Annotated in this window: 14 protein-coding genes; 8 read left to right on the top strand and 6 right to left on the bottom strand. The window is 62.1% G+C overall.

Annotated features, from left to right (window positions below; all coding sequences use genetic code 11):
• Positions 1-89 precede the first annotated feature (89 nt).
• From ACOYXG_RS09005 to ACOYXG_RS08990, 4 genes are all read right to left on the bottom strand, one after another.
• A complete protein-coding gene (locus ACOYXG_RS09005) occupies positions 90-806 on the bottom strand; it encodes an MgtC/SapB family protein (protein ID WP_007968289.1) in 717 nt (238 codons plus the stop codon).
• Positions 807-948: 142 nt separating this feature from the next.
• Entirely contained in the window at positions 949-3,648 is a 2,700-nt protein-coding gene (gene mgtA, locus ACOYXG_RS09000) for a magnesium-translocating P-type ATPase (protein WP_460357129.1), read from the bottom strand.
• A 587-nt stretch (positions 3,649-4,235) separates the two neighbouring features.
• Complete coding sequence (locus ACOYXG_RS08995; RefSeq protein ID WP_135295340.1) at positions 4,236-5,570, bottom strand: lysine N(6)-hydroxylase/L-ornithine N(5)-oxygenase family protein; 1,335 nt, start codon at positions 5,568-5,570, stop codon at positions 4,236-4,238.
• 134 nt (positions 5,571-5,704) lie between these two features.
• A complete protein-coding gene (locus ACOYXG_RS08990) occupies positions 5,705-6,187 on the bottom strand; it encodes a sigma-70 family RNA polymerase sigma factor (RefSeq protein WP_027614027.1) in 483 nt (160 codons plus the stop codon).
• A 320-nt stretch (positions 6,188-6,507) separates the two neighbouring features.
• Between ACOYXG_RS08990 and ACOYXG_RS08985 the strand changes: the two genes are divergently transcribed.
• The 3 genes from ACOYXG_RS08985 to ACOYXG_RS08975 are packed head-to-tail and all read left to right on the top strand — an operon-like array spanning position 6,508 to position 11,053.
• The gene (locus tag ACOYXG_RS08985; protein ID WP_460357125.1) at positions 6,508-7,680 is read left to right on the top strand and encodes an efflux RND transporter periplasmic adaptor subunit; all 1,173 of its coding nucleotides are present in this window, start codon (positions 6,508-6,510) and stop codon (positions 7,678-7,680) included.
• Positions 7,681-9,654: a MacB family efflux pump subunit gene (locus ACOYXG_RS08980; protein WP_460357123.1), complete on the top strand. Its 1,974-nt coding sequence runs from the start codon at positions 7,681-7,683 to the stop codon at positions 9,652-9,654.
• Between the two features lie 7 nt (positions 9,655-9,661).
• Entirely contained in the window at positions 9,662-11,053 is a 1,392-nt protein-coding gene (locus tag ACOYXG_RS08975) for an efflux transporter outer membrane subunit (protein ID WP_460357120.1), read from the top strand.
• Positions 11,054-11,217: 164 nt separating this feature from the next.
• On the opposite strand, the gene pvdP is transcribed toward ACOYXG_RS08975, so the two are convergent.
• Positions 11,218-12,837, bottom strand: coding sequence for a pyoverdine maturation tyrosinase PvdP (pvdP, locus tag ACOYXG_RS08970; protein ID WP_460357117.1), 1,620 nt, complete (start codon positions 12,835-12,837; stop codon positions 11,218-11,220).
• 320 nt (positions 12,838-13,157) lie between these two features.
• On the opposite strand from pvdP, the gene pvdM reads away from it, so the two are divergent.
• The 5 genes from pvdM (at position 13,158) to ACOYXG_RS08945 (ending at position 21,126) form a co-directional block, all read left to right on the top strand.
• Entirely contained in the window at positions 13,158-14,528 is a 1,371-nt protein-coding gene (pvdM, locus tag ACOYXG_RS08965; RefSeq protein WP_103369045.1) for a pyoverdine-tailoring dipeptidase-like protein PvdM, read from the top strand.
• Positions 14,525-15,805, top strand: a complete 1,281-nt coding sequence (pvdN, locus tag ACOYXG_RS08960) for a pyoverdine-tailoring periplasmic protein PvdN (protein WP_460357113.1) — start codon at positions 14,525-14,527, stop codon at positions 15,803-15,805. The genes pvdM and pvdN overlap by 4 nt, the downstream gene beginning before the upstream one ends.
• Positions 15,806-15,842: 37 nt before the next feature.
• Positions 15,843-16,751, top strand: coding sequence for a dihydropyoverdine dehydrogenase (gene pvdO / locus ACOYXG_RS08955; RefSeq protein ID WP_460357110.1), 909 nt, complete (start codon positions 15,843-15,845; stop codon positions 16,749-16,751).
• Positions 16,752-16,897: 146 nt separating this feature from the next.
• On the top strand, positions 16,898-18,547 hold the full coding sequence (locus ACOYXG_RS08950; protein ID WP_007968743.1) for a cyclic peptide export ABC transporter: 1,650 nt from the start codon (positions 16,898-16,900) through the stop codon (positions 18,545-18,547).
• A 116-nt stretch (positions 18,548-18,663) separates the two neighbouring features.
• Positions 18,664-21,126, top strand: coding sequence for a TonB-dependent siderophore receptor (locus tag ACOYXG_RS08945; RefSeq protein WP_460357107.1), 2,463 nt, complete (start codon positions 18,664-18,666; stop codon positions 21,124-21,126).
• 968 nt (positions 21,127-22,094) lie between these two features.
• On the opposite strand, the gene ACOYXG_RS08940 is transcribed toward ACOYXG_RS08945, so the two are convergent.
• The gene (locus ACOYXG_RS08940; RefSeq protein ID WP_460357105.1) at positions 22,095-23,054 is read right to left on the bottom strand and encodes an alpha/beta hydrolase; all 960 of its coding nucleotides are present in this window, start codon (positions 23,052-23,054) and stop codon (positions 22,095-22,097) included.
• Between the last annotated feature and the right edge of the window lie 62 nt (positions 23,055-23,116).

Raw genomic sequence — 23,116 nt, 5'->3', positions numbered from 1 at the left:
CAGGAGCAGTTCTGTAGGACTTTTCCTAAAAAACCGGTCATTCATCCGCACCCATGAGCCATGCCGAATGGCTGCCCGACGTTGTGGCCTTATTCGGTGGTACTCGGACTCCAGAACGCCTGCACCACCAGCGCTGAAGTCGAGATCCGCGCCACCAGCGCATCGAGTTCATCGCCGTCGACCGAAGTGGTCGCCAGCGTGGCTTCTATCTCGATTTCGTCGGCACCGAAGGCGTGCACATCGACGTCGCTGGCCGGGTAGTTGCTGCGTTCCAGCTCGGCTTCGAGCAGGGCGAACACGGCTTTCTGCTGCGAGCGCCGGGCGATCACGTAAACGATGTTGGTGACTTCGGCCGAGACCACGTCCAGTGGCTGGCGGTTGATGTTGTTGACGATCGGCCGCAGCAAGGTGTTGGCGGCCAGAATGAACAGCGTGCCGAGCACCGCTTCGGCCAGCAGGTCGGCACCGGCGCAGGCGCCAACGGCGGCTGACGTCCACAAGGTCGCGGCGGTGTTGAGGCCGCGCACGTTGCCTTCTTCGCGCATGATCACCCCGGCACCGAGAAAGCCGATGCCGGAAACCACGTAGGCGACCACCCGCACCGCGCCTTCAGCACCGCCGAGACGGTTGGCCATGTCGACGAAAATTGCCGCGCCGACCGCCACCAGCACGTTGGTGCGCAGGCCGGCGGTGCGTTGCCGGTACTGGCGCTCGAAACCGATCAGGCCACCGAGGATGAACGCTGCGCTGAGGCTGACCAGCGTGTCGAGCAAAGAAGTCAGGTTGAGGTTGTTGATGGCTTGCATAGTCTTGTCCTTGAAAACATCCGAATCCCCTGTAGGAGTGAGCCTGCTCGCGATAGCGGTGTGTCAGTCGTTGAAATTTTGACTGACGGATTGCCATCGCGAGCAGGCTCACTCCTACAGAGGGAACAGCGTTGTCCTGCTGTTATTGCCAGCCGAACCGGCGGATGTAGAAGCCTTTCACCGCCTGGGTCAGCGCCATGTACGCCAGCAGGATCATCGGCAGGAACACGAAGTACATCGACGGCAGCGCCTGCAGTTTGAAGTAGTTGGCCAGCGGCCCCATCGGCAGGAAGATTCCGACCGCCATGATGATCCCGGTCATCACCAGCAGCGGCATCGCTGCACGGCTTTGCAGGAATGGGATCTTCGGCGTGCGGATCATATGCACGATCAGCGTCTGGGTCAGCAGCCCCACCACGAACCAGCCGGACTGGAACAGGGTCTGGTGATCCGGAGTGTTGGCATCGAACACATACCACATCAAGGCGAACGTCAGGATGTCAAAGATCGAACTGATCGGGCCGAAGAACAGCATGAAGCGCCCGACATCCGCCGGCTGCCAGCGCTGCGGCTTCTTCAGCATCTCCTTGTCGACGTTGTCGAACGGAATCGCGATCTGTGAAATGTCGTAGAGCAGGTTCTGTACCAGCAGGTGCATCGGCAGCATCGGCAGGAACGGAATGAACGCACTGGCGACCAGCACCGAGAACACGTTGCCGAAGTTGGAGCTGGCGGTCATCTTGATGTACTTGAGCATGTTGGCGAAGGTGCGGCGCCCTTCGAGCACGCCCTCCTCCAGCACCATCAGGCTCTTCTCCAAAAGGATGATGTCGGCGGCTTCCTTGGCGATATCCACCGCACTGTCTACCGAGATCCCGATGTCGGCGGTGCGCAGCGCCGGGGCGTCGTTGATGCCGTCACCCATGAAGCCGACCACATGCCCGTTGCCCTTGAGGATGCGCACGATGCGCTCCTTGTGCGACGGCGTCAGCTTGGCGAACACGTTGGTTTTCTCCACCGCCACCGCCAGCTCGGCGTCGCTCATGCGCTCGACATCGTTGCCCAGCAGCAAGCCCTGTTGTGCCAGACCGACTTCGCGGCAAATCTTCGCGGTCACCAGTTCGTTGTCACCAGTCAGCACTTTGACCGCCACACCGTGCTCGGCCAAAGCCTTGAGTGCCGGCGCGGTGCTTTCCTTCGGTGGATCAAGGAACGCCACGTAACCGATCAGCGTCAGTTGCTGTTCATCCGCCAGGCTGTAGGTGTCGCGACCTTCCGGCATCGAGCGGGCAGCCACTGCCACCACGCGCAAGCCTTCAGCGTTGAATGCTGCGGTGACCTGACGAATCCGGGTCAGCAATTCATCGCTCAAGGCTTCCTCGACGTCACCGTGCTGCACACGGGTGCACACCGCCAGCACTTCTTCCACCGCACCTTTGCAGATCAGCAAATGCGGCTCGCCACGTCCCTCGACCACCACCGACATGCGCCGGCGATTGAAGTCGAACGGGATCTCATCGACCTTGCGAAACGCCGTGCCGACCTTCAGTTCACGATGGATTTCCACGTGTTCCAGCACCGCCACGTCGAGCAGGTTTTTCAGCCCGGTCTGGTAGTAGCTGTTGAGGTAGGCCTTTTCCAGCACGTCATCGGAGTCTTCACCCCAGACATCGACATTGCGCGCGAGGAAGATCTTGTCCTGAGTCAGGGTGCCGGTCTTGTCGGTGCACAGCACGTCCATGGCGCCGAAGTTCTGGATCGCGTCCAGACGCTTGACGATGACCTTTTTGCGCGACAGGAACACCGCACCCTTGGCCAGGGTCGAGGTGACGATCATCGGCAGCATTTCCGGGGTCAGGCCCACGGCAATCGACAGCGCAAACAGCAGCGCTTCGGTCCAGTCGCCCTTGGTGAAACCGTTGATGAACAGCACCAGCGGCGCCATGACGAACATGAAGCGGATCAGCAGCCAGCTGACTTTGTTCACGCCCAGCTGGAACGAGGTCACCGCGCGGTCAGTCGCGCCGACCCGCTGCGCCAGCGCGCCGAAATAGGTGCTGTTGCCGGTGGTGAGAATCACCGCCACCGCCGTACCGGACACCACGTTGGTGCCCATGAACAGAATGTTCTCCAGCTCCAGCGGATTGCGCGTGTCGCGGTCGGCCTGACGGGCAAATTTTTCCACCGGCATCGATTCACCGGTCATCGCCGCCTGGCTGACGAACAGGTCCTTGGCGCTGAGCACCCGGCAGTCGGCAGGAATCATGTCGCCGGCGGACAGCACGATCAGGTCGCCCGGCACCAGCTGCTTGATCGGCAGTTCGATCCGCGGCTCGTCGCGGCGCATCACCGTGGCGGTGTTGCTGACCATCGCCTTGAGCGCGTCGGCGGCCTGGTTGGATTTGCTTTCCTGCCAGAAGCGCAGCAGCGTCGACAGCACCACCATGGAGAAAATCACCGTGGCGGCTTTCAGGTCTTCGGTCAGCCACGAAATCACCGCCAACAGGGTCAGCAGCAGGTTGAAAGGGTTTTTGTAGCAGTGCCACAGGTGGGTCCACCATGGCAGCGGCTGCTCGTGCTCGACTTCGTTGAGGCCGTACTGCGCACGCAGGGCGTCGACTTCAAAGTCAGTCAAACCGTCGGTGTGAGTGCCCAGTGACGACAGCAGCTCACCGCTGTCGCGCTGGGCCGCATCGACCAGGGTGTTGGCCAGGGTGGGCGGCACTTCACGGCTGACCGTGGTGTCGGTGATCGATTCCAGCAGCGCCAGACGGCGGAAGTGCCGGGCGATGTGGCGTGTACGCAGGAAGCCTGCGAAAAATTCCTTGAGCGTAAGTTTCATGGCTGTTGCCCCTATGGTCAGCCGGGAAACCGTCGAGCAGGTACGACCGCGCCTCGTACGCCGGAAAATCCGGCACGGCAAGGCTTGGCGCGCCGATCACAAAGGACAGGCGTGTCGATAGGTTTGCGATCACGACCACACGGTCGAAACCACGCACATTCAGTGTCGATGAGAAGGACGTCGGGACATGGTCTCAACTGACCATGATCGGGATGCCGCTGCTCGCTTTACGGCGAGACAACGGCAGAGAAAGGCTGCGCGTTATCTTGCCGAGAATCTGCCGGTTACCGAGACCGGCCGACAACTGTCACTCGAACAAGTACCCACTGTGGGTCTCCGCTATTGATGAAAACGCGCGAAGCTTACGCCTCGATGATTTGAGAGTAAACCCGCAAAAGGAAGTGTGTCGGGGAATGTGGCGGGTGTTCAGGAAGGGTTCAGGATTCAGATTTTTCGCCGGCCTTCAGGGCCCTATCGCGGGCAAGCCCGCTCCCACAAGAATCTCCAGTGAATACAAGTTTTGCATCCGACACAGATCTTGTGGGAGCTGGCTTGCCAGCGATTGCGGTGTATCAGGCAAAGCAGATTCAGCTGGCAGTCGCCAACAACAGATCCGCCACCGAACGATGCCCACGGTTCTTGCCATGCTCATACAGCGAGCCGGCAATCTCGTCAGCACGCACCGGCAACACCGACAGCAACGTATCACTCAGACCATGGCTGGCCTGGCAGAAGCCCTGCATGTACAGACCGGCCTTGCAGCGTTCGTCGGTGATCAGTTTGTAGTTGCGATCGACCTCGAAATCACCGAGGTATTCTTCCAGCGGTGCCAACAGTTTGCGGTGCATCTGCCGCTCGTAACCGGTGGCCAGGACCACGGCGTCATAGAGGCGCACGGTGACTTCGCCGGTGGCGTTGTTGCGCACCGCCAGTTCGATGCCGCGCTCGGTGGCGGTGGCACTTTCCACTGTGGTCAGGGTACGGAACGCATGACGGGCGATGCCCGAGACTTTCTGCCGATAGAAGATGCCGTAGATGCGCTCGATCAGGTCGATGTCGACCACTGAGTAGTTGGTGTTGTGGTACTCGTTGACCAGCCGCTCACGCTCGGCGCTGTTTTGCTGGAACACCAGATCGGTGAACTCCGGCGAGAACACTTCGTTGACGAACGGGCTGTCGTCCGCAGGCTTGAGGGCCGAACCGCGCAGGATCATGTCGACCTGCACCGACGGGAACGAATCGTTCAGATCGATGAAGGCTTCCGCCGCGCTCTGCCCGCCGCCGATGATCGCGATGCTCATCGGTTGGTTGTTCACACACGGCTGTTTGGCCATCTGCGACAGATACTGCGAGTGGTGGAACACGCGGCTGTCACCCTTCAGCGCCTTGAACGCTTCGGGAATCCGCGGCGTGCCACCGGCACTGACCACCACCGAACGCGCAGTGCGCACCAACTGCTGGCCTTCGCTGTCGCGGGAGATCACGCGCAGCGCTTCAACCTGATGGTTGTGCAGCACCGGTTCGATGGTCAGCACTTCTTCGCCATAGCGGCTCTGTTCGGTGAACTGCCCGGCGACCCAGCGCAGGTAGTCGTTGTACTCCATGCGGCACGGGTAGAAGGTGCCGAGGTTGATGAAGTCGACCAGACGGCCGTGGGCCTTCAGGTAATTGACGAACGAGTACGGGCTGGTCGGGTTGCGCAGGGTCACCAGATCCTTGAGGAAGGAAATCTGCAATTCGCTTTGGGTCGACAGGGTGTTGCCGTGCCAGCTGTAGTTGGCCTGCTTGTCGAGGAACAGCACATCCAGCTCGCCGTGGGTCGGGCCGCGCTCTTGCAGAGCGATGGCCAGCGCCAGGTTCGAAGGGCCGAAACCGACGCCGATCAGGTCGTGAACGATGGGCGATGCAATTGCCTGAGTCATTTCCAGTGTCCTCTGGATGAACCCCTCAACAAGGGGAAAGGAGAGCCTAAGTGACCCGACTGGCCTTGAGCAGGACAGCAGGTCGTCTGTTGAGTAGGAACGAGGACAGTGAAATAAAATTTAGCGATGGCGGCTCAATGGGCATCCCATTGTTTGATGCGCAGGCGGCAATGCTTCATCGCATTGACGATGTGTTTTTCCACCAGTGCCTTGGAAATTCCCAGCTGTTCGGCGATCTGCGGGTGCGACAGGCCTTCGATCTTGCGCAGCAGAAAACTGTCGCGGCACAGCGGCGATAATTCCGCCAGGGCGCGCTGGAGCATCTCCAGACGCTGGCCGTGATCGAGAGTGCCATGGGGCGACGGGGTGAAATAGCGCTCTTCGCTGTCGAGCACTTCCAGTGGCTCGACCTGGCGCAAGGCGTTGCGCCGATGATCGTCGATCACCAGATTCAACGCAGTGCGATAAAGAAAGGCTCGGGGCTGCTCGATGGGCGTGTCGCTGGAGCGTTCCAGAACCCGCACATAAGCGTCATGCACCACATCTTCGGCGACCTGACGGTTGCCGAGCTTGGCGTTCAGGAAACACACCAGCTCGCGATAGTAGTTTTCCAACATGACTCCCGGCCGCATCGATGCGGATTCGATCCTTGAGCACACTGATCGACGGCCCGCGAACACGGGTAGCAAGATAGTGGCAACTGAGGTGCGTAATTTATAGTAATTCTCATATAGATTTAAAGTGGCGTTTGTCGTTGCCCGCTAAATAGTGCCGTTCTATACCTGTAACATCCTGTGTCTTCGCTTAAATTCCCCCGCGTATTCATCGTTTACAGGACAGCTCCCCGTGTCTGTCGCGCCCTGCGACAGCGTTCTGCGGCTGCGCGCTGTGGCGTGCAGCCGGACGACGGGCCGAATTCCACTGGCCGGAACCCTGCATGAAACGTCCCCGCCCCGCTCGACGCGCCCTGCTCGCAGTCCTTTGTCTGATTCCTGTTGTTGCCTACGCCGCGTGGCAAATCATGCCGCCGGGCCGCGAGCGCTTCGCCACCGTGCAAGTCAGCCGTGGCGACATCGAGAGCAGCGTCACCGCGCTGGGCACCCTGCAACCGCGCCGGTATGTCGATGTCGGCGCGCAGGCCTCCGGGCAGATCCAGAAAATCCACGTCGAAGTCGGTGACGTGGTCAAGGAAGGTCAACTGCTGGTGGAAATCGATCCGTCCACGCAGAAGGCCAAACTCGACGCCGGACGCTTCTCCATCGAAAACCTCAAGGCGCAATTGCAGGAGCAACGCGCCCAGCATGAACTGGCGCGGCAGAAATATCAGCGCCAGCAGAATCTCGCCGCCGGCGGCGCCACCCGTGCAGAAGACGTGCAGACCACCCGCGCCGAACTGAAAGCCACTCAGGCCCGCGTCGACATGTTCCAGGCACAGATCCGCCAGGCCGAAGCGAGCCTGCGCAGCGATCAGGCCGAACTCGGCTACACGCGGATCTACGCGCCGATGGCCGGCACCGTGGTTGCCCTCGACGCCCGCGAAGGCCAGACCCTCAACGCGCAACAGCAGACGCCGCTGATCCTGCGCATCGCCAAGCTGTCACCGATGACCGTGTGGGCCGAGGTTTCCGAGGCTGACATCGGTCACGTCAAACCGGGCATGACCGCCTACTTCACCACCCTCAGCGGCGGCCAGCGGCGCTGGAGCAGCACCGTGCGGCAGATTCTGCCGGTGCCGCCCAAGCCGCTGGACCAGACCAGCCAGGGCGGCGGCAGCCCAGCCAGCAGCAGTAAAAGCGGCAGCGCCCGCGTTGTGCTGTACACGGTTTTGCTCGACGTCGATAACGCCGACAACGCCTTGATGGCCGAGATGACCACTCAGGTGTTTTTCGTCGCCAATCAGGCCAAAGGCGTGCTCACCGCGCCGGTCGCCGCGTTGCAGGGCAGCACCACGGCCAACCTGCAAACCGCGCAGGTGGTGGCGGCCAACGGCGACATCCAGCAACGCGAGGTACGCACCGGCATCAGCGACCGGCTCAAGGTGCAGATTGTCGACGGCCTCAACGAAGGCGATCACCTGTTGATCGGCCCGGTCGACGGCAGCGGAGGCTGAATGCAAACGCCTCTGATCGATCTGCAGGACATTCGCAAATCCTACGGCGGCGGTGACGCGCCTGAAGTTCACGTGCTGCGCGGCATCGACCTGTCGATCCACGCCGGTGAATTCGTGGCGATTGTCGGCGCTTCCGGCTCCGGCAAATCGACCCTGATGAATATCCTTGGTTGCCTCGACCGGCCGACCTCCGGCGAGTACCGCTTTGCCGGGGAAAACGTCGCCGGCCTCGACAGCGACGAGCTGGCCTGGCTGCGTCGCGAAGCCTTTGGATTTGTGTTCCAGGGCTATCACCTGATTCCGTCCGGCTCGGCCCAGGAAAACGTCGAGATGCCGGCGATCTATGCCGGCACCCCGGCCGCCGAACGTCACGCCCGCGCCGCTGCCCTGCTCGACCGCCTCGGTCTGGCCTCGCGCACCGGCAACCGCCCGCATCAGTTGTCCGGTGGCCAGCAGCAACGGGTGTCGATTGCCCGGGCGTTGATGAACGGCGGCCACATCATCCTCGCCGACGAACCCACCGGCGCCCTCGACAGCCACAGCGGCAAAGAGGTGATGGCGCTGCTCGACGAACTGGCGAGTCAGGGCCACGTGGTGATCCTCATCACCCACGACCGCGAAGTCGCGGCCCGGGCCAAACGCATCATCGAAATCCGCGACGGCCTGATCATCAGCGACAGCGCCCGCGACAATCCCCACGCCCAGACCAGCGCCAACCCCGGCGCCCTGCAAGCGGTGGATCTGCGCCAGCGTCTGGCCGACGGCGCCGAAGCCACTGGCGCGTGGAAAGGTGAACTGGTCGATGCCCTGCACGCCGCGTGGCGGGTGATGTGGATCAACCGCTTTCGCACGGCGCTGACCCTGCTCGGGATCATCATCGGCGTGGCGTCGGTGGTGGTGATGCTGGCGGTCGGTGAAGGCAGCAAACGCCAGGTGATGGCGCAGATGGGCGCTTTCGGTTCGAACATCATTTATCTGAGCGGCTCGGCGCCCAACCCGCGCACGCCGCCGGGGATCATCACCCTCGACGATGTGCACGCGCTGGCCAGCCTGCCGCAAGTGCAGCGGATCATGCCGGTCAACGGCGCCGAGGCCGGCGTGCGTTACGGCAACGCCGACCACCTGAGTTACGTCGGCGGCAACGACACCAACTTCCCGGCGATCTTCAACTGGCCGGTGGTGCAAGGCAGTTACTTCACCGAGGTCGATGAGCAGAATGCTGCAGCCGTCGCGGTGATCGGCCACAAAGTCCGCAGCAAACTGCTCAAGGATGTGCCGAACCCGATCGGCCAATTCATCCTGATCGAGAATGTGCCGTTCCAGGTGGTCGGCGTGCTCGCGGAAAAAGGCGCCAGCTCCGGCGACTCCGACAGTGATAACCGCATCGCCATCCCTTATTCGGCGGCCAGCGTCCGGCTGTTCGGCACGCGCAATCCGGAATACGTGGCCATCGCCGCCGCCGACGCGCGCAAGGTCAAGGACACCGAGCAGGCCATCGAGCAACTGATGCTGCGCCTGCACAACGGCAAGAAGGATTTCGAACTGACCAACAACGCCGCGATGATTCAGGCCGAGGCGCGCACCCAGAACACCCTGTCGCTGATGCTCGGCTCGATTGCCGCGATCTCGCTGCTGGTTGGCGGCATCGGCGTGATGAACATCATGCTCATGACCGTGCGCGAGCGGACTCGCGAGATCGGCATTCGCATGGCCACCGGCGCACGTCAGCGCGACATCCTCCGGCAGTTCCTCACCGAAGCGGTGATGCTCTCGGTGGTCGGCGGCATTGCCGGGATCGCCCTGGCGCTGATCGTCGGCGGCGTGCTGATCCTCAGCGAAGTGGCCGTGGCTTTTTCCTTGATGGCGGTACTCGGCGCATTCGGCTGCGCCCTGGTCACCGGTGTTGTCTTCGGCTTCATGCCTGCCCGCAAAGCTGCCCGGCTCGACCCGGTCACGGCCCTTACCAGTGAATGATCGATCTATGAAACCGCGCCTCAGCCTGTTGACCGTGTGCCTGATCCTCAGTGCCTGCGGCAGTCCCGTTCAGCGCCCCGACAGCGGTGTGCAGGCGCCTGCTGCCTGGCAGTCGCCCCATGGCGCCAGCGTTGCCCGCAACAACCCGCAATGGTGGACGCAATTTGGCAGCCCGGAACTGGATCGTCTGATCGAACAGGCTCGCGTCGGCAGTTTCGACCTCGCGGCCGCCGTTGCTCGCGTGCGTCAGGCGCAGGCGGCCACCGTCATCGCTGGCGGCTCACAGTTGCCGGAGGTCAAGGCCGGTCTGAATGCCAATCGGCAGAAACTGCTGCGCGGCAATGGCTACAGCCAACTCGATGCCAACAGCAGCAACAAGGCGGTGGACTATTTCGATACCAACCTGAGCGCCACCTACGAAATCGATTTCTGGGGCGGCAAACGCGCCTCGCGCGACAGTGCGCAGTTCGCCCTGCAGGCCAGCGAATTCGACCGGGCGACGGTAGAACTGACATTGCTCAGCGGCGTTGCCAGCACGTATGCGCAAACCTTGTCGCTACGCGAGCAGAGCCGCATCGCCGAACTCAATCTGGCCAACGCGCAAAGCGTGCTGAAACTGGTGCAGACGCGGTTTGATTCAGGCTCAGCCACCGCGCTGGAACTGGCGCAACAGAAGAGCCTGGTCGCCGCCCAGCAATGGCAATTGCCGCGCGTGCAACAGCAAGCCCAGGACGCGCTGATCAGCCTCGCCGCCCTCCTCGGCCGACCGGTGCAGCAACTGTCGGCGACAGAGTCCTTCGAGCACCTGCAATGGCCAGACATCGCCGCTGGCGTGCCCAGCGAGTTGCTCACGCATCGTCCGGACATCGCACGCGCCGAAGCCCAACTGGCCGCCGCCGAAGCTGACGTCAAAGTCGCTCGCGCGGCCATGTTGCCGGCACTGACCCTGACCGCCCAACTCGGCTCGGGCGCCAATCAGTTCGACGATTTGATCCGCAGCCCTTTCTACAACCTGACCGCCGGACTGGTCGCACCGATTTTCAATAACGGTCGCCTCGGCGCGGAACGCGACAAGGCCTCTGCGCGCCAGCAAGAGCTGCTGGAAACTTACCGTGGGGCGATCATCAACGGTTTCGCCGATGTGGAAAAAGCGCTCAATAGCATTCGCCGCCTGGATGAGCAGCGGTTGTGGCAGAACGAAGAACTGAATCAGGCGCAGACCGCATTCGACATCGCGCAGAGCCGTTACCAGGCCGGCGCTGAGGACTTGCTGACTGTCCTCGAAACCCAGCGCACCTTGTACGCAGCGCAGGATCAGAACGTGCAACTGCGCCTGGCGCGGATGCAGGCGAGCATTGCGCTGTACAAGGCGCTTGGTGGCGGGTGGCAGACCTTGTAATTGCGGCGACTGACAGATCGCCTTCGCGAGCAGGCTCGCTCCCACATTTGAACGCGTTCCATCAGTAAGAATGCGTTCTCATGTAGAAGTCAGTCCGGACATTGTGGGCTGACACCTGAACCTGTGGGAGCGAGCCTGCTCGCGAATGATCGATGACGCAGCCCTCAAGTCGGGCTGGTTTTAGCCTTCAGATTGCGCGCATACCATGGCCGTTGCGGCACGCGGCGGAACAGGCCGGCGAGTTTTTCCTCGTCGGTGATGAAGGTGATGCGCAGCGCCAGTTTCATGGTTTCCGGATCCATCTCCACCGACTTGCCCATCTGCAATCCCGGCGTGGTGCTGCAGCCATGGGTGATCGGCCCGAGCCACGGGTCGTCGACTTCCACCCAGTGCCCCGGGGCAAACCATGGCACGCCATTGACCTGCAGCCGCGTGACTTCGCCCGGATGGAAACGCTCATGGGCGCGGAACCAGTCCTCGATGCGATCATCGATCCAGCCATGGAAACGCCAGAACGTCGGGTTGACGTGGGAAGAAAACGGATCGCCGAGGAAATCATTTTCGGCGTTGTACCAACGGGCCGCGAAGTCCGCCGGATCGCGGGCAAACGGCACCGGCTGACCGTTGGACGGATCGCGTGGCACGGAGGCCCAGCGCATGTGCAGCCAATCATGCAGGCCCAGCTCGACTTCGGAGCCGAACTGGCCGAGGGTGAGCCGGGCCAGATACGCCGGATCGCGGTACTGCGACTCCCAGACCTGGAAGTTGCTTTCGTAGGTCTCGGCAGTTTTGATGTCGCTGACCCACTGACTGAATTCGTCATCACCCGCCGCCGTCCAGGTCGGCGGCAAGGCCGTACCGTCGTGGTTGTCGAAATAGCGGGCGAAGCCTACGCGGTCGCGGATCAGCTCCGGCTGCGGCAGCGGGAAAAACGCCCAGGATGGCAATTCCTGCATCGAGCGCGCCGTCCCGAGCATGTGCCGGTGCATGAAGAAAAAGTCCACGCCCGAGCCATTGCGATCCTTGCGCGGGCCACGGGCATCGCGCTCCTTGTCGCGCGGGCCGGGCTGCCAGCCAATGCCGCGCAAGGCTTCGCGTTTGTCCTCGGGCAGTTTGTGCCACTTGTCCCGGGTCGCATGCCACAACTGGTGAAACAGGCGATGCTCGGGAGAGATCAACCACGCCAGCAACGTCGGGTTGAGCGGCGTGCGCTCGCGCGCTTCGGGAAACAGCCGCTTGACGGCGACGAAGCGATTGTCCTGCGCCGGCAAGGCCAGCGACCGATCCAGGCGCAAGGCCTTGCCGCTGAGCGTGCCACTGCCGGCATTGCCGAAGTCGGCCCAGACCTCATCGAGGATCATCTCCAGCTCATAGCTGATCTGACCGTCAGCGCCGATCAGGCGCCAGCTCAGTTTCGCCGCATCGGCTTTCGCGAGGTCGCCCAGAATTCGATAACGCGGTGTTTCAGCGGAGCGCAGGCGCTCGGGCGTGTCGAGAAAACCGCACACGCCGCGTCCCTTCTGGCCGATGTCGAGAAACACTTGCAGGCCCTTGAGCGGCAAGCCTTCGAGGCCGGCATCGGCACCTTCGAAACGGATATCCCACACCCCGCGCAACGCATTCGCCAGGCGCTGCCCGGCCATGTCGGCGACATCGAAAGACGCTTCGCCCGGGGTGATCGTCGGGTCCGGCTTCGTCCATTCACGATGCCCGAAATACGCCGCAGGCACGGCAGCGCCGGTCAGCGCCAGGCCCGCCATGAACCATCGTCGAGAAATCTTCATTGCCCTACCTGTGTCAGCCATGAAGCAGGCTTTATCCAAGCTAGAACGTTTGTTGCCCCGACAAATTTAACGCGCCCGGCGATGATGACTTGTGGCGAGGGGATTCATCCCCGATGAGTTGCGAAGCAACTCCCATCCGACGCTGGCGGCGACACCAGAAGGGACAGCGCTGGCAGGCTTTGCGAGCGCTTCGCACTCGATCGGGGATAAATCCCCTCGCCACAGCACCAGGCTTAAATTTTGCCGCCAACCACTCGTTCTTCCCAGATAGCGAAGGCCCCCGCGCCTGCACCTCGATGGCGAACCTGACTGAGATGGCAATGACAAAACCACGTTCGAAAAAGGCTCTATTCATCGGCCTGCCGTTGGCCCTGGCGATCAGCGCCGGCGCAGGCTTTGCCGTGTGGCATCACTGGTTCAAGGACGACCTCGGCTACCCGGCCAAAGTCATGAAGCAGGCCGATGAGCTGCACGAACGCATGCTCTCTTTCGACAGCCATGTCAGCCTGACGCAAAATTTCGGCACCGATGGCCACGAAGCCGACAAAGACGGCGACGGCCAGTTCGACCTCGCCAAGGCCAACCGCGGGCGCCTGTCAGGCGCCGCGCTGACCATCTTCGGCTGGCCGGAAATGTGGAACGGCCCGAACGCCCCGCACAAGCCAACCCCCGGCTTCGTCGACGAGGCGCGCAACCAGCAGGAAATCCGCTTCAAGATCATCTCCGGGATGGTTCGCGACTACCCCAATCAGGTGGCCATCGCCTACACCCCCGATGACTTCCGGCGCTTGCATGGCGAAGGCAAATTCGCGATTTTCATCAGCATGCTCAACGCCTATCCGCTGGGCCACGACCTCAACCTGCTGGACCTGTGGACCGCGCGCGGCATGCGCATGTTCGGTTTCAGCTACATCGGCAACAACGACTGGGCGGATTCGTCGCGGCCGCTGCCATTCCTCAATGATTCGCCGGACGCCCTCGACGGTCTCTCGGATCTGGGCAAGCAGGCGGTCAAGCGCCTCAACGATCTGGGCGTGATCATCGACGTCTCGCAAATGTCGACCAAAGCCCTCGAACAAGTTGCGCAGCTGAGCCGCACGCCGCTGGTGGCCTCGCATTCGGCGCCCCGTGCGATGGTCGACATCCCGCGCAACCTCAGCGACAAGGAAATGCAGCTGATCAAAAACAGCGGCGGCGTGGTGCAGATCGTCGCGTTCTCGCAGTACCTGCGTCCGCTCACCCAGCAAACCCAGGACAAGCTCAACGAGATGCGCAAGGACTTCGACCTGCCGCCGCTGCCGAACCTGGCGATGGCGCTGATGCCGGGCGACCCGATCATTGCGGCGTGGTCCGAGCAGAAGTTTGGTCAGTACGCCAGCCGCCTGTACGGCATCCTTGAAGAAGAGCCGAAAGCCAGCCTCAAGGATCTGGGCGATGCCATCGATTACGCGGTGCGCAAGATCGGCATCGACCATGTCGGCATCAGCTCCGACTTCAACGAAGGTGGCGGCGTCAAAGGCTTCGAGAACGTCGGCGAAATTCGCAACGTCACCGCCGAGCTGATCTCACGCGGTTATTCCGAAGCGGACATCGCCAAGCTCTGGGGCGGCAACTTCCTGCGGGTCTGGGATCAGGTCGAGAAAGCCGCGAAACCGGCCCTGGCCGCCGCGCCGGGAACTGCCAAGCCATGAGCAATCGTCGTGAGTTCTTGAAGCAGGCGGGGATTCTCGCCGCGGCTCTGCCACTGGGCGCGAGCCTGCCGAATGTCGCCGGTGCCGCGAACGCCGCGCCCGCGACCGTCAACAAGTGGGCGCGGTTGCAGCAGCTGTTCGATCAGGATCCAGCGTATCTGCACTTCTCCAACTTTCTGATCACCTCGCACCCGAAACCGGTGCGCGAGGCGATTGAACGGCACCGCGCCGCCCTCGACAAAAATCCTGGCCTGGCCATGGATTGGGACCTCGGCGTGATCGAACAGCGCGAGGAGAACGTGCGGGTCTGGGCCGGACGCTACCTGCAAGCCGACGCCAAACAGATCGCCCTGACCGGCAGCACCACCGAAGGTCTGGCGACGATCTACGGCGGCGTGCACGTGCGCCCCGATCAGGAAATCCTCACCACCGAGCACGAGCACTACGCGACCCACACCATCCTCGCCCTGCGTAGCGAACGCGACAGCACCCGGGTGCGCAAAATTCGCCTGTTCAAGGATTCGTACAGCGCCAGCAAGGCAGAAATCCTTGCTGCCATCGACGGCGCCATCCGCCCCGAAACCCGGGTGCTGGGCATGTGCTGGGTGCATTCGGGCAGCGGCATGAAACTGCCCATCGGTGAAATCGGCGCCATCGTCGACCGGCACAACCGTGGTCGCAGCGACGCCGACCGCATCGTTTACGTGGTCGATGGGGTACATGGCTTCGGCGTGGACAACCTGAACTTCGCGCAGATGAACTGCGACTTCTTCATCGCCGGCACCCACAAATGGATGTTCGGCCCACGTGGCACCGGCATCGTCTGCAGTCGCTTCGCCGAGGTCAGGTACATCACCCCGATCATTCCGACGTTCTCTGAAGCCACGGCGTTTTCCACCACCATGACGCCCGGTGGCTACCACTCGTTCGAGCACCGCTGGGCGCTGGACGAAGCGTTCAAATTGCATCTTGAGCTGGGCAAGGCCGAGGTCGAGGCGCGCATTCACGCGCTCAACAGCTACCTGAAACAACGCCTGCAGCAACGGCCGCAGATCGAACTGGTCACGCCACTGAGCCCTGAGCTGTCCGCCGGTTTCACCTTCTTCCGGGTCAAGGGCAAGGACAGCGACAAGATCGCCGCGCACCTGATGGCCAACCGCGTAGTGGCCGATGCCGTGCACCGCGACGTCGGCCCGGTGATCCGCACTGCACCGGGGCTGCTCAACGACGAAGAGCAAATCGACCGCTTGCTGGCCGTGCTCGACCAGGCCCTTTGACCCGGACGCTCCCTTTTTTCTTTTAGCGAGACTCGCAATGAACAGTGAACTGCGTCGATTTTCCTTGAAGGCGCTGCCGGCGCTGATGCTCACCGCCCTCGCCGCCGGCCTGCTGCCGGGTGCCGCGCAGGCCGCCACCCCGCCTGCACCGGGCAAAGTGTTCAAGGACTGCAAGGACTGCCCGGAAATGGTCGTGCTGCCCACCGGCACGTTCACCATGGGCACCCCGGAGGATGAGGTCGGCCGCGAGCCGGATGAAGGACCGATGCACCCGGTGACGTTTGCCAAACCGCTGGCGATCAGCCGTTTCCAGATTCTGCGCGGCGAGTGGGACGCCTACCTCAAGGACAGCGGCTACACAATGCCCGACGGCGACACTCGTCCCGGTCGCGCCTGCAAGGCCGGGATCCCGGATTATCAGGGCAGCGACCCGCGCAAGCAGTACACCGACAAGCACCCGGCGGTGTGCATGGATTTCCCGGAGGTCGAAGCGTACGTGGCCTGGCTGTCGAAGAAGACCGGCCAGCAATACCGGCTGGTCAGCGAATCGCTGCGTGAATACGCCGCCCGCGCCGGCAGCACCGGGCCGTTCCCTTTCCCGTTTGACGAAGGCAAGGAATACAGCATCGCCAAACACGCCAACACCTATGGCGCCGCCGATGGCTACAACTTCACCGCGCCGGCCGGCAGCTTCCCGGCCAATGCCTTCGGCGTCTACGACATGCACGGCAATATTTATGAGTGGACCGCCGATTGCTACAACGAGAACTACGTCGGCGCGCCAAGCGATGGCAGTGCCTGGTTAAGCGGCAAGTGCGACGTGCGGCGCATCCGTGGCAACGACTGGGGCGAGGCCCCGGTGTTCTCGCGCTCGGGCAACCGCAACGCCACTTACACCGACACCCGTGGCGACTGGATCGGCTTCCGGGTCGCCCGTGATCTGTAACGCCATCGCCCGGCTAAATTAGCCGTCCTGCCAGTCGTTCTAAAAGTGGGCGCGATCCTCCATGGCGCGCCCACCGCCCTCTACGTCATCCAGGCGAACCCACGCGCAGTGCCGGTGTTCGCCGCTCCTTCAAGCAGGGAACCTCCATGAGCAAACCAACACGCGGGGTGATCAATGAATTGTTCGCCCTGCTCAAACCCTTTCGACTGATCGTCAGCGTGTCGATCCTGCTCGGCATGGTCGGTGGCCTGAGCGTCACCGCGCTGCTGGCGACCATCAACAATGTGCTGCACGCCGAGGGCGCACTGACCAGCACCATGGTCGCGGTGTTTGCCGGCCTGTGCCTGCTGGCCCTGACCAGCTCGATCTTTTCCGACATCGGCACCAATTTCGTCGGCCAGCACATCATCGCCAAATTGCGCAAAGAGCTGGGCGAGAAAGTCCTCTCGGCGCCGATCGAGCAGATCGAGCGCTATCGCAGCCATCGGCTGATTCCGGTGCTGACCCACGACGTCGACACCATCAGCGACTTCGCCTTCGCCTTTGCGCCGCTGGCGATTTCCCTGACCGTGACCCTCGGTTGCATGGGCTACCTGGCGATGTTGTCGTGGCCGATGTTCCTGATGATGGCGGTGGCGATCCTGATCGGCACGGTCATTCAGTACATCGCACGCGGGCGCGGCATGCAGGGCTTCCTCAAGGCTCGCGACTACGAAGACGAGTTGCAGAAGCACTACCACGCGGTCGCCGAGGGTGCCAAGGAACTGCGCATCCACCGCCCGCGCCGGCATCGCATGTTCGTCTCGGGCATCGAAGGCACGGCCGACAAGATCTGCGACACGCAGGTGCGTTCGGTGAACATTTTCGTGGTCGCCAAGACCTTGGGGTCGATGCTGTTCTTCGTGGTGATCGGCTTGGCGCTGGGCCTGCAATCGCTGTGGCCGAGCGCCGACAAAGCGGTGATGAGCGGCTTCGTGCTGGTGCTGCTGTACATGAAAGGGCCGCTGGAACACATCATCGGCACCCTGCCGATCGTCAGTCGCGCGCAAATCGCGTTCCGCCGGATCGCCGATCTGTCCGAGCAATTCTCCTCGCCCGAGCCGCACCTGCTGCTCAGTGATCAGGGCCATCAAAAGACCCCGGTGCACAGCCTGGAACTGACCGATGTCTCGTACAGCTTCCCGACGGTAGAAGGCGCCAAGCCGTTCCGGCTGGGGCCGGTGAACCTGAAAATCGAACAAGGCGACATCATTTTCATCGTCGGCGAAAACGGCTGCGGCAAGACCACGCTGATCAAGTTGCTGCTGGGCCTGTACGCGCCGCAGCAAGGCGAAATCCGCCTCAACCAGCAGCTCGTCGATGCCGCCAACCGCGACGATTACCGTCAGTTGTTCACCACGATCTTCGCCGACTATTACCTGTTCGACGACGTGGTACAGGGCGATACGCATATCCCGGAAGACGCCAACCAATACCTGGAGCGTCTGGAAATTGCGCACAAGGTCAGCGTGCGTGACGGCTCGTTCACCACCACCGACCTGTCCACCGGCCAGCGCAAGCGTCTGGCCCTGATCAACGCCTGGCTGGAAGAGCGTCCGGTGCTGGTGTTCGATGAGTGGGCCGCCGATCAGGACCCGACCTTCCGGCGGATTTTCTACACCGAGCTGCTGCCGGACCTGAAGCGCCTGGGCAAGACCATCATCGTCATTTCCCACGACGATCGTTACTTCGATGTCGCCGACCAACTGGTGCGCATGAGCGCCGGCAAAGTGGTCACTGAGCTGCAACCCGCCTGACTGTGAAAATTTTGTAAAAAATTTGCGTTGAGCTTTCCGGTTTTCGGAAGGCTCAACGTCTTACTAACAGTTAATAGAAATAGTTCTCAGTCAACACTTTGAAGAGTAGAAGAACAATGCCCGCACCGCACGGACTCCACCCGCTCGCCAAGGCCCTGCTGATCCGCCGCTCCTTCCGTTGCACCTTGCCCGCGTTCTGCGCCATGGCCCTGACTATGCCGATGATCGGCCAGGCCCAGGCCGCCGCCGTGGCGATCAATATTCCTGCACAGTCGCTGGGGAGCGCGTTGCAGGAATTTGGTCGCCAGACCAACCTCCAAGTGCTTTACAGCCCGGATGAAGTCAGCGGCCTGCGCAGCAGCGCCGTCAGTGGCAACCTGGAACCGACCGCCGCCATCGCGCAACTGCTGCAAGGCACCAACATCGCCTACAGCGTCGAGGGCAACAACGTCGCCTTGCGTTCACGCAGCAGCGGCGGTGCCAGCCTCGATCTGGCCCCGACCAGCATTTCCGCCACCGCCGAATCGGCCTGGGGCCCGGTAGACGGGATCGTCGCCAAGCGCAGCGCCACCGGTTCGAAGACCGATTCGTCGCTCAAGGAAATCCCGCAGACCATCAACGTCGTCACTCAAGACGAAATCAAGATGCGCGGCTCGAAGACGGTCACCGAAGCTCTGCAGTACACGCCGGGCATGACCGGCGGCGGTTTCTCGGACCGGGTGAAGATCTTCGACGAACCGACATCCCGTGGCTTCTCCCCTACTCCGCTGTACCTCGACGGCCTGCACATGCCTTACGGCGGCGGCAGCACCGGCGGTTCGCTGCAGATCGACCCGTACACCCTGGAGCGCGTTGAAGTGCTCAAGGGTCCGGCCTCGGTGCTGTACGGCCAGAACCAGCCGGGCGGTATCGTCAACATGGTCAGCAAGCGTCCGACCGCGACCCCGCTGCACGAAGTGAAGCTCGGTGGCGGCAGCTATGACCGCAAGTACGGAGCCTTCGACCTCGGCGGTCCGATCGACGATCAAGGCGAATTTCTCTATCGCCTGACTGGTGTGGTCAACGACAGCGGCTCGGCCATCGACTACGCCAGCCAGAACCGCATGCTGCTGGCGCCAAGCCTGACCTGGCTGCCCAACGACCAGACCACCATCACCGTGTTCGGTCAGTACCAGAAAGACCACGATGTACCGGAAGCCCAAGGCCTGCCGGCCAACGGCACGGTGCATCGCAGCCAGGCCGGGCGCATCAGCCGCAGCCTGTTCCTCGGCGAGCCGGACGTGAACAAGTACCACCGCGAGCAGTTCGTCGTCGGTTACGAGATCGCTCACGAACTCAACGACGTCTGGACTCTGAAGCAAAACGCGCGTTACGCCGACATCAACGACCAGTACGTGGCGCCGCTGCACGGTTATGCGTTCCCGACCAACCCGGTTACCGGCCTCAACGACGGCAGCTACCAGAGCCGTTATGCGGTGGACTGGTCGCAGCACAACAAGGTCTACGGCATCGATAACATCGCCCAGGCCAAGTTCCACACCGCCGACGTCGAGCACACCGTGCTGCTGGGCGTGGACTACTACCACTACAATTCGAAATTCCTCGGCCTGTACGACCGCACCGCTCCAGGTCTGGATCTGTACAACCCGGTGTATGGCAGCCAGATCAATTTCCGTCAGCCGTACAAATGGGACAACACCATCACCCAGACCGGCCTGTACGCTCAGGATCAACTGCGCTGGAACCAGTGGTTCCTGACCCTCGGCGGTCGGTATGACTTCGCCGAAACCGACAACAAGCAACCGCTGAGCGGCGGCCACAGCAACCAGAAAGACGAGAAGTTCACCGGGCGTGCCGGCCTGGGCTACGAGTTCGACAACGGCATCACGCCGTACGTCAGCTACGCCGAATCGTTCCTGCCGCAAACCGGTACCGACATGAGCGGCGGCGCCTTCGAACCGACCACCGGCAAGCAGTACGAAGTCGGCGTCAAGTACGAGCCGAAGTCGATCGACGGCTTCATCCAGCTGTCGGCGTACCAGATCGACCAGGACAATATGCTCACCACCGACCTCAACAACCCGGGCTTCAGCACCCAGAGCGGCTCCGTGCGTTCGCGCGGTATCGAGCTGGAAGGCAAGGTCAACGTCACCCGCAACCTGCGCGTGCTGGCGGCGGTGTCGCGTAACCAGACCAAGTGGGAGAAAGACAACGACGGTCGCGAAGGTCGCACTCTGGCCATGCGTCCACCGCTGACCGCCTCCGCGTGGGTCAACTACGACTTCGACATCTCCACCGCCCTCGCCGGTTTCGGCATGGGCCTGGGCGCCCGTTACGTGCGCAGCAGCTACGGTTCGGATTACGAGTCGGACTCGTTCCAGATTCCGTCCTACACCGTGTATGACGCCATGGTCTCTTACGACCTGGAGAAATCACCGCTGCATGTCAAAGGCGTGAAACTGCAAGCCAACCTGCAAAACCTCACCGACGAGAAATACGTGGCCGCGTGCAACGGTACCCTCGACTGCTATTACGGCGAAGGCCGGACCATGACTGCTGACGTGACCTATAACTGGTAATACGTTTAGCGCGCACTGAAACGCCGGCATTTGCCGGCGTTTTTTTGGGGACTTGGCGGCCTTTGGGCCGACCAGGCTCTTGGGGGTTTGGGGGGATATCCGTTGCTTCGGGTGCTGCCGCTGGCGGTTTCGCTCTTACAGCGAGTCACCTTTTCCAGACGCCGAAAAGGTAACCCAAAAGGCTTTGCCCCGGCGTACGGCACTTCGCTTAGGCTCAGTGTTCCCTCGCTACGGCGTCCATCCGGGGGCATCGCCTCCGGTTTGCTTCGCTGCACCTCCTCTCGATGTATGCGGCTTCGCCGCATGGCGCTGCGCGCCTAACCCCCGGATGGACACCTACGCTCGGCCTGCCGAAGGAGCAAAAAATCAAGAGCCACATCAAGAGCCAAAGCCAAAGCCAAAGCCAAAGCCAAAGCCAAAGCCAAAGCAGATCAAAAGATCGCAGCCTTCGGCAGTTCCTACAGGGGATTGGGTGTATTCAGTTGGAGTTTGGTCGGCTGTCAGGCCGCCTTCGCGAGCAAGCTCGCTCCCACAGGGGGATGGGGTGTGGTCAATTAGAGACTGGTCGGCTCGCAGGCCGCCATCGCCAGTAGGCTGGCTCCTACAGAAAAGCAAAAGCCGAGCGCTCGCTTTTCCACCACTCAACACAATGAGCGTTAGCTCGAGTACCGCTCTTGATCTGAGGGCCCGTCGGCAGGCTGAGTGGAGGGATTTATCCGGGGGTGGGAGCGCAGCGACCGTTTGGCGCAGCCAAACACAGCGAGAGGAGGTGCAGCGAAGCAAACCGTAGGCGCTGCCCCCGGATGAATCCCGGAGCGAAGGAACCCGAGCCTAAGCGAGGGCCGAACGTCAGGGTAAAGCCCTTTGGTTACTTTGGGGCTTTTGCCAAAGTGACCCGCCGTCAGGGCGGAACCCTAGGCGGCCGTTACCGCAGCAACGGATATTCACCCACTCACCCCCCCACCCCGTCAAGCCAAATCAAACACCTCTACCAAGCGCCCAGCAATCAACCCCAGCGCCTCTTCAGCCTCATCAACAATCGCCCCCATCCGCATAAAGTCATGGGTCATGCCCGAGTACACCTGCAAATCCACAACAACCCCCGCCGCCTGCAAATGCCGGGCATAAGCCACCCCCTCATCGTGCAACGGATCACACTCGGCCAACACCATCAACACCGGCGCGACATCGGCCGGAACTTCGCCGAGCAACGGCGAGAAACGCGGATCGAGACGATCGCTGGCATCACGCTGATAGTGCGCATAGAACCACTGCAGCGAAGCCTTCTCCAGCAGATAACCTTCGGCAAAACGCTCGATCGAAGGCGTAGTGCGACTGGCATCGGTGACCGGATAAATCAGCACCTGCAAACGCGGCTGCACAGCGCCATCCGTCAGTTGCGCAGCCAGCACCGTGGCCAGGCTGCCACCAACGCTGTCACCGGCAATCGCCAGCCGCGCCGTGTCGATGCCCAAGTCAGCAGCACTCGCCACCAGCCAGTCCCAGGCATCGCGGGCGTCGTCGGCCGCTGTCGGGAAACGATGTTCCGGTGCCAGTCGATACGCCACTGACAGCACCACACAATCGGCTAGCGCGGCCAACGCGCGGCACAGCGAATCATGCGAGTCGAGGCTGCCGACCACATAGCCGCCGCCATGGAAATACAACAGTGCCGGACGTCCGGCGCCCGCCTGCAACGGATGATTGCTGTAGATCCGTGCGTTCAACAGTGCACCATCACGCACCGGCAATTGCAGCTCATCCACCACGGCCAGTTCTTCACCGCCGGCGTCCATCAGCAACGATGACTGATCGAACTGTTCACGGGCCTCGCTCGGGCTCAACTCGTGCATGCCGACGCGTTTGCCACTGGCCCGGCCGTTGCCGACCAATTGCAGAAATGCGGCGATATCAGGATTCAATGACATTCAAATCTCCAAAGCGATCGGGCGCCATCAGCGCCCGATCGGTTTTACTTGGGTTTCACAGC

The organism is Pseudomonas sp. G3-39 (assembly GCF_054790485.1).
The sequence above is the reverse complement of the archived record's forward strand: the minus strand, read 5'-3'. Positions and strand labels throughout refer to the sequence as shown.

Excerpts from the sequence above, each read along its gene's own strand:
- ACOYXG_RS09005 (WP_007968289.1), bottom strand. The coding sequence starts at position 806 with ATGCAAGCCATCAACAACCTCAACCTGACTTCTTTGCTCGACACGCTG.
- mgtA (WP_460357129.1), bottom strand. The coding sequence starts at position 3,648 with ATGAAACTTACGCTCAAGGAATTTTTCGCAGGCTTCCTGCGTACACGC.
- ACOYXG_RS08995 (WP_135295340.1), bottom strand. The coding sequence starts at position 5,570 with ATGACTCAGGCAATTGCATCGCCCATCGTTCACGACCTGATCGGCGTC.
- ACOYXG_RS08990 (WP_027614027.1), bottom strand. The coding sequence starts at position 6,187 with ATGTTGGAAAACTACTATCGCGAGCTGGTGTGTTTCCTGAACGCCAAG.
- ACOYXG_RS08985 (WP_460357125.1), top strand. The coding sequence starts at position 6,508 with ATGAAACGTCCCCGCCCCGCTCGACGCGCCCTGCTCGCAGTCCTTTGT.
- ACOYXG_RS08980 (WP_460357123.1), top strand. The coding sequence starts at position 7,681 with ATGCAAACGCCTCTGATCGATCTGCAGGACATTCGCAAATCCTACGGC.
- ACOYXG_RS08975 (WP_460357120.1), top strand. The coding sequence starts at position 9,662 with ATGAAACCGCGCCTCAGCCTGTTGACCGTGTGCCTGATCCTCAGTGCC.
- pvdP (WP_460357117.1), bottom strand. The coding sequence starts at position 12,837 with ATGAAGATTTCTCGACGATGGTTCATGGCGGGCCTGGCGCTGACCGGC.
- pvdM (WP_103369045.1), top strand. The coding sequence starts at position 13,158 with ATGACAAAACCACGTTCGAAAAAGGCTCTATTCATCGGCCTGCCGTTG.
- pvdN (WP_460357113.1), top strand. The coding sequence starts at position 14,525 with ATGAGCAATCGTCGTGAGTTCTTGAAGCAGGCGGGGATTCTCGCCGCG.
- pvdO (WP_460357110.1), top strand. The coding sequence starts at position 15,843 with ATGAACAGTGAACTGCGTCGATTTTCCTTGAAGGCGCTGCCGGCGCTG.
- ACOYXG_RS08950 (WP_007968743.1), top strand. The coding sequence starts at position 16,898 with ATGAGCAAACCAACACGCGGGGTGATCAATGAATTGTTCGCCCTGCTC.
- ACOYXG_RS08945 (WP_460357107.1), top strand. The coding sequence starts at position 18,664 with ATGCCCGCACCGCACGGACTCCACCCGCTCGCCAAGGCCCTGCTGATC.
- ACOYXG_RS08940 (WP_460357105.1), bottom strand. The coding sequence starts at position 23,054 with ATGTCATTGAATCCTGATATCGCCGCATTTCTGCAATTGGTCGGCAAC.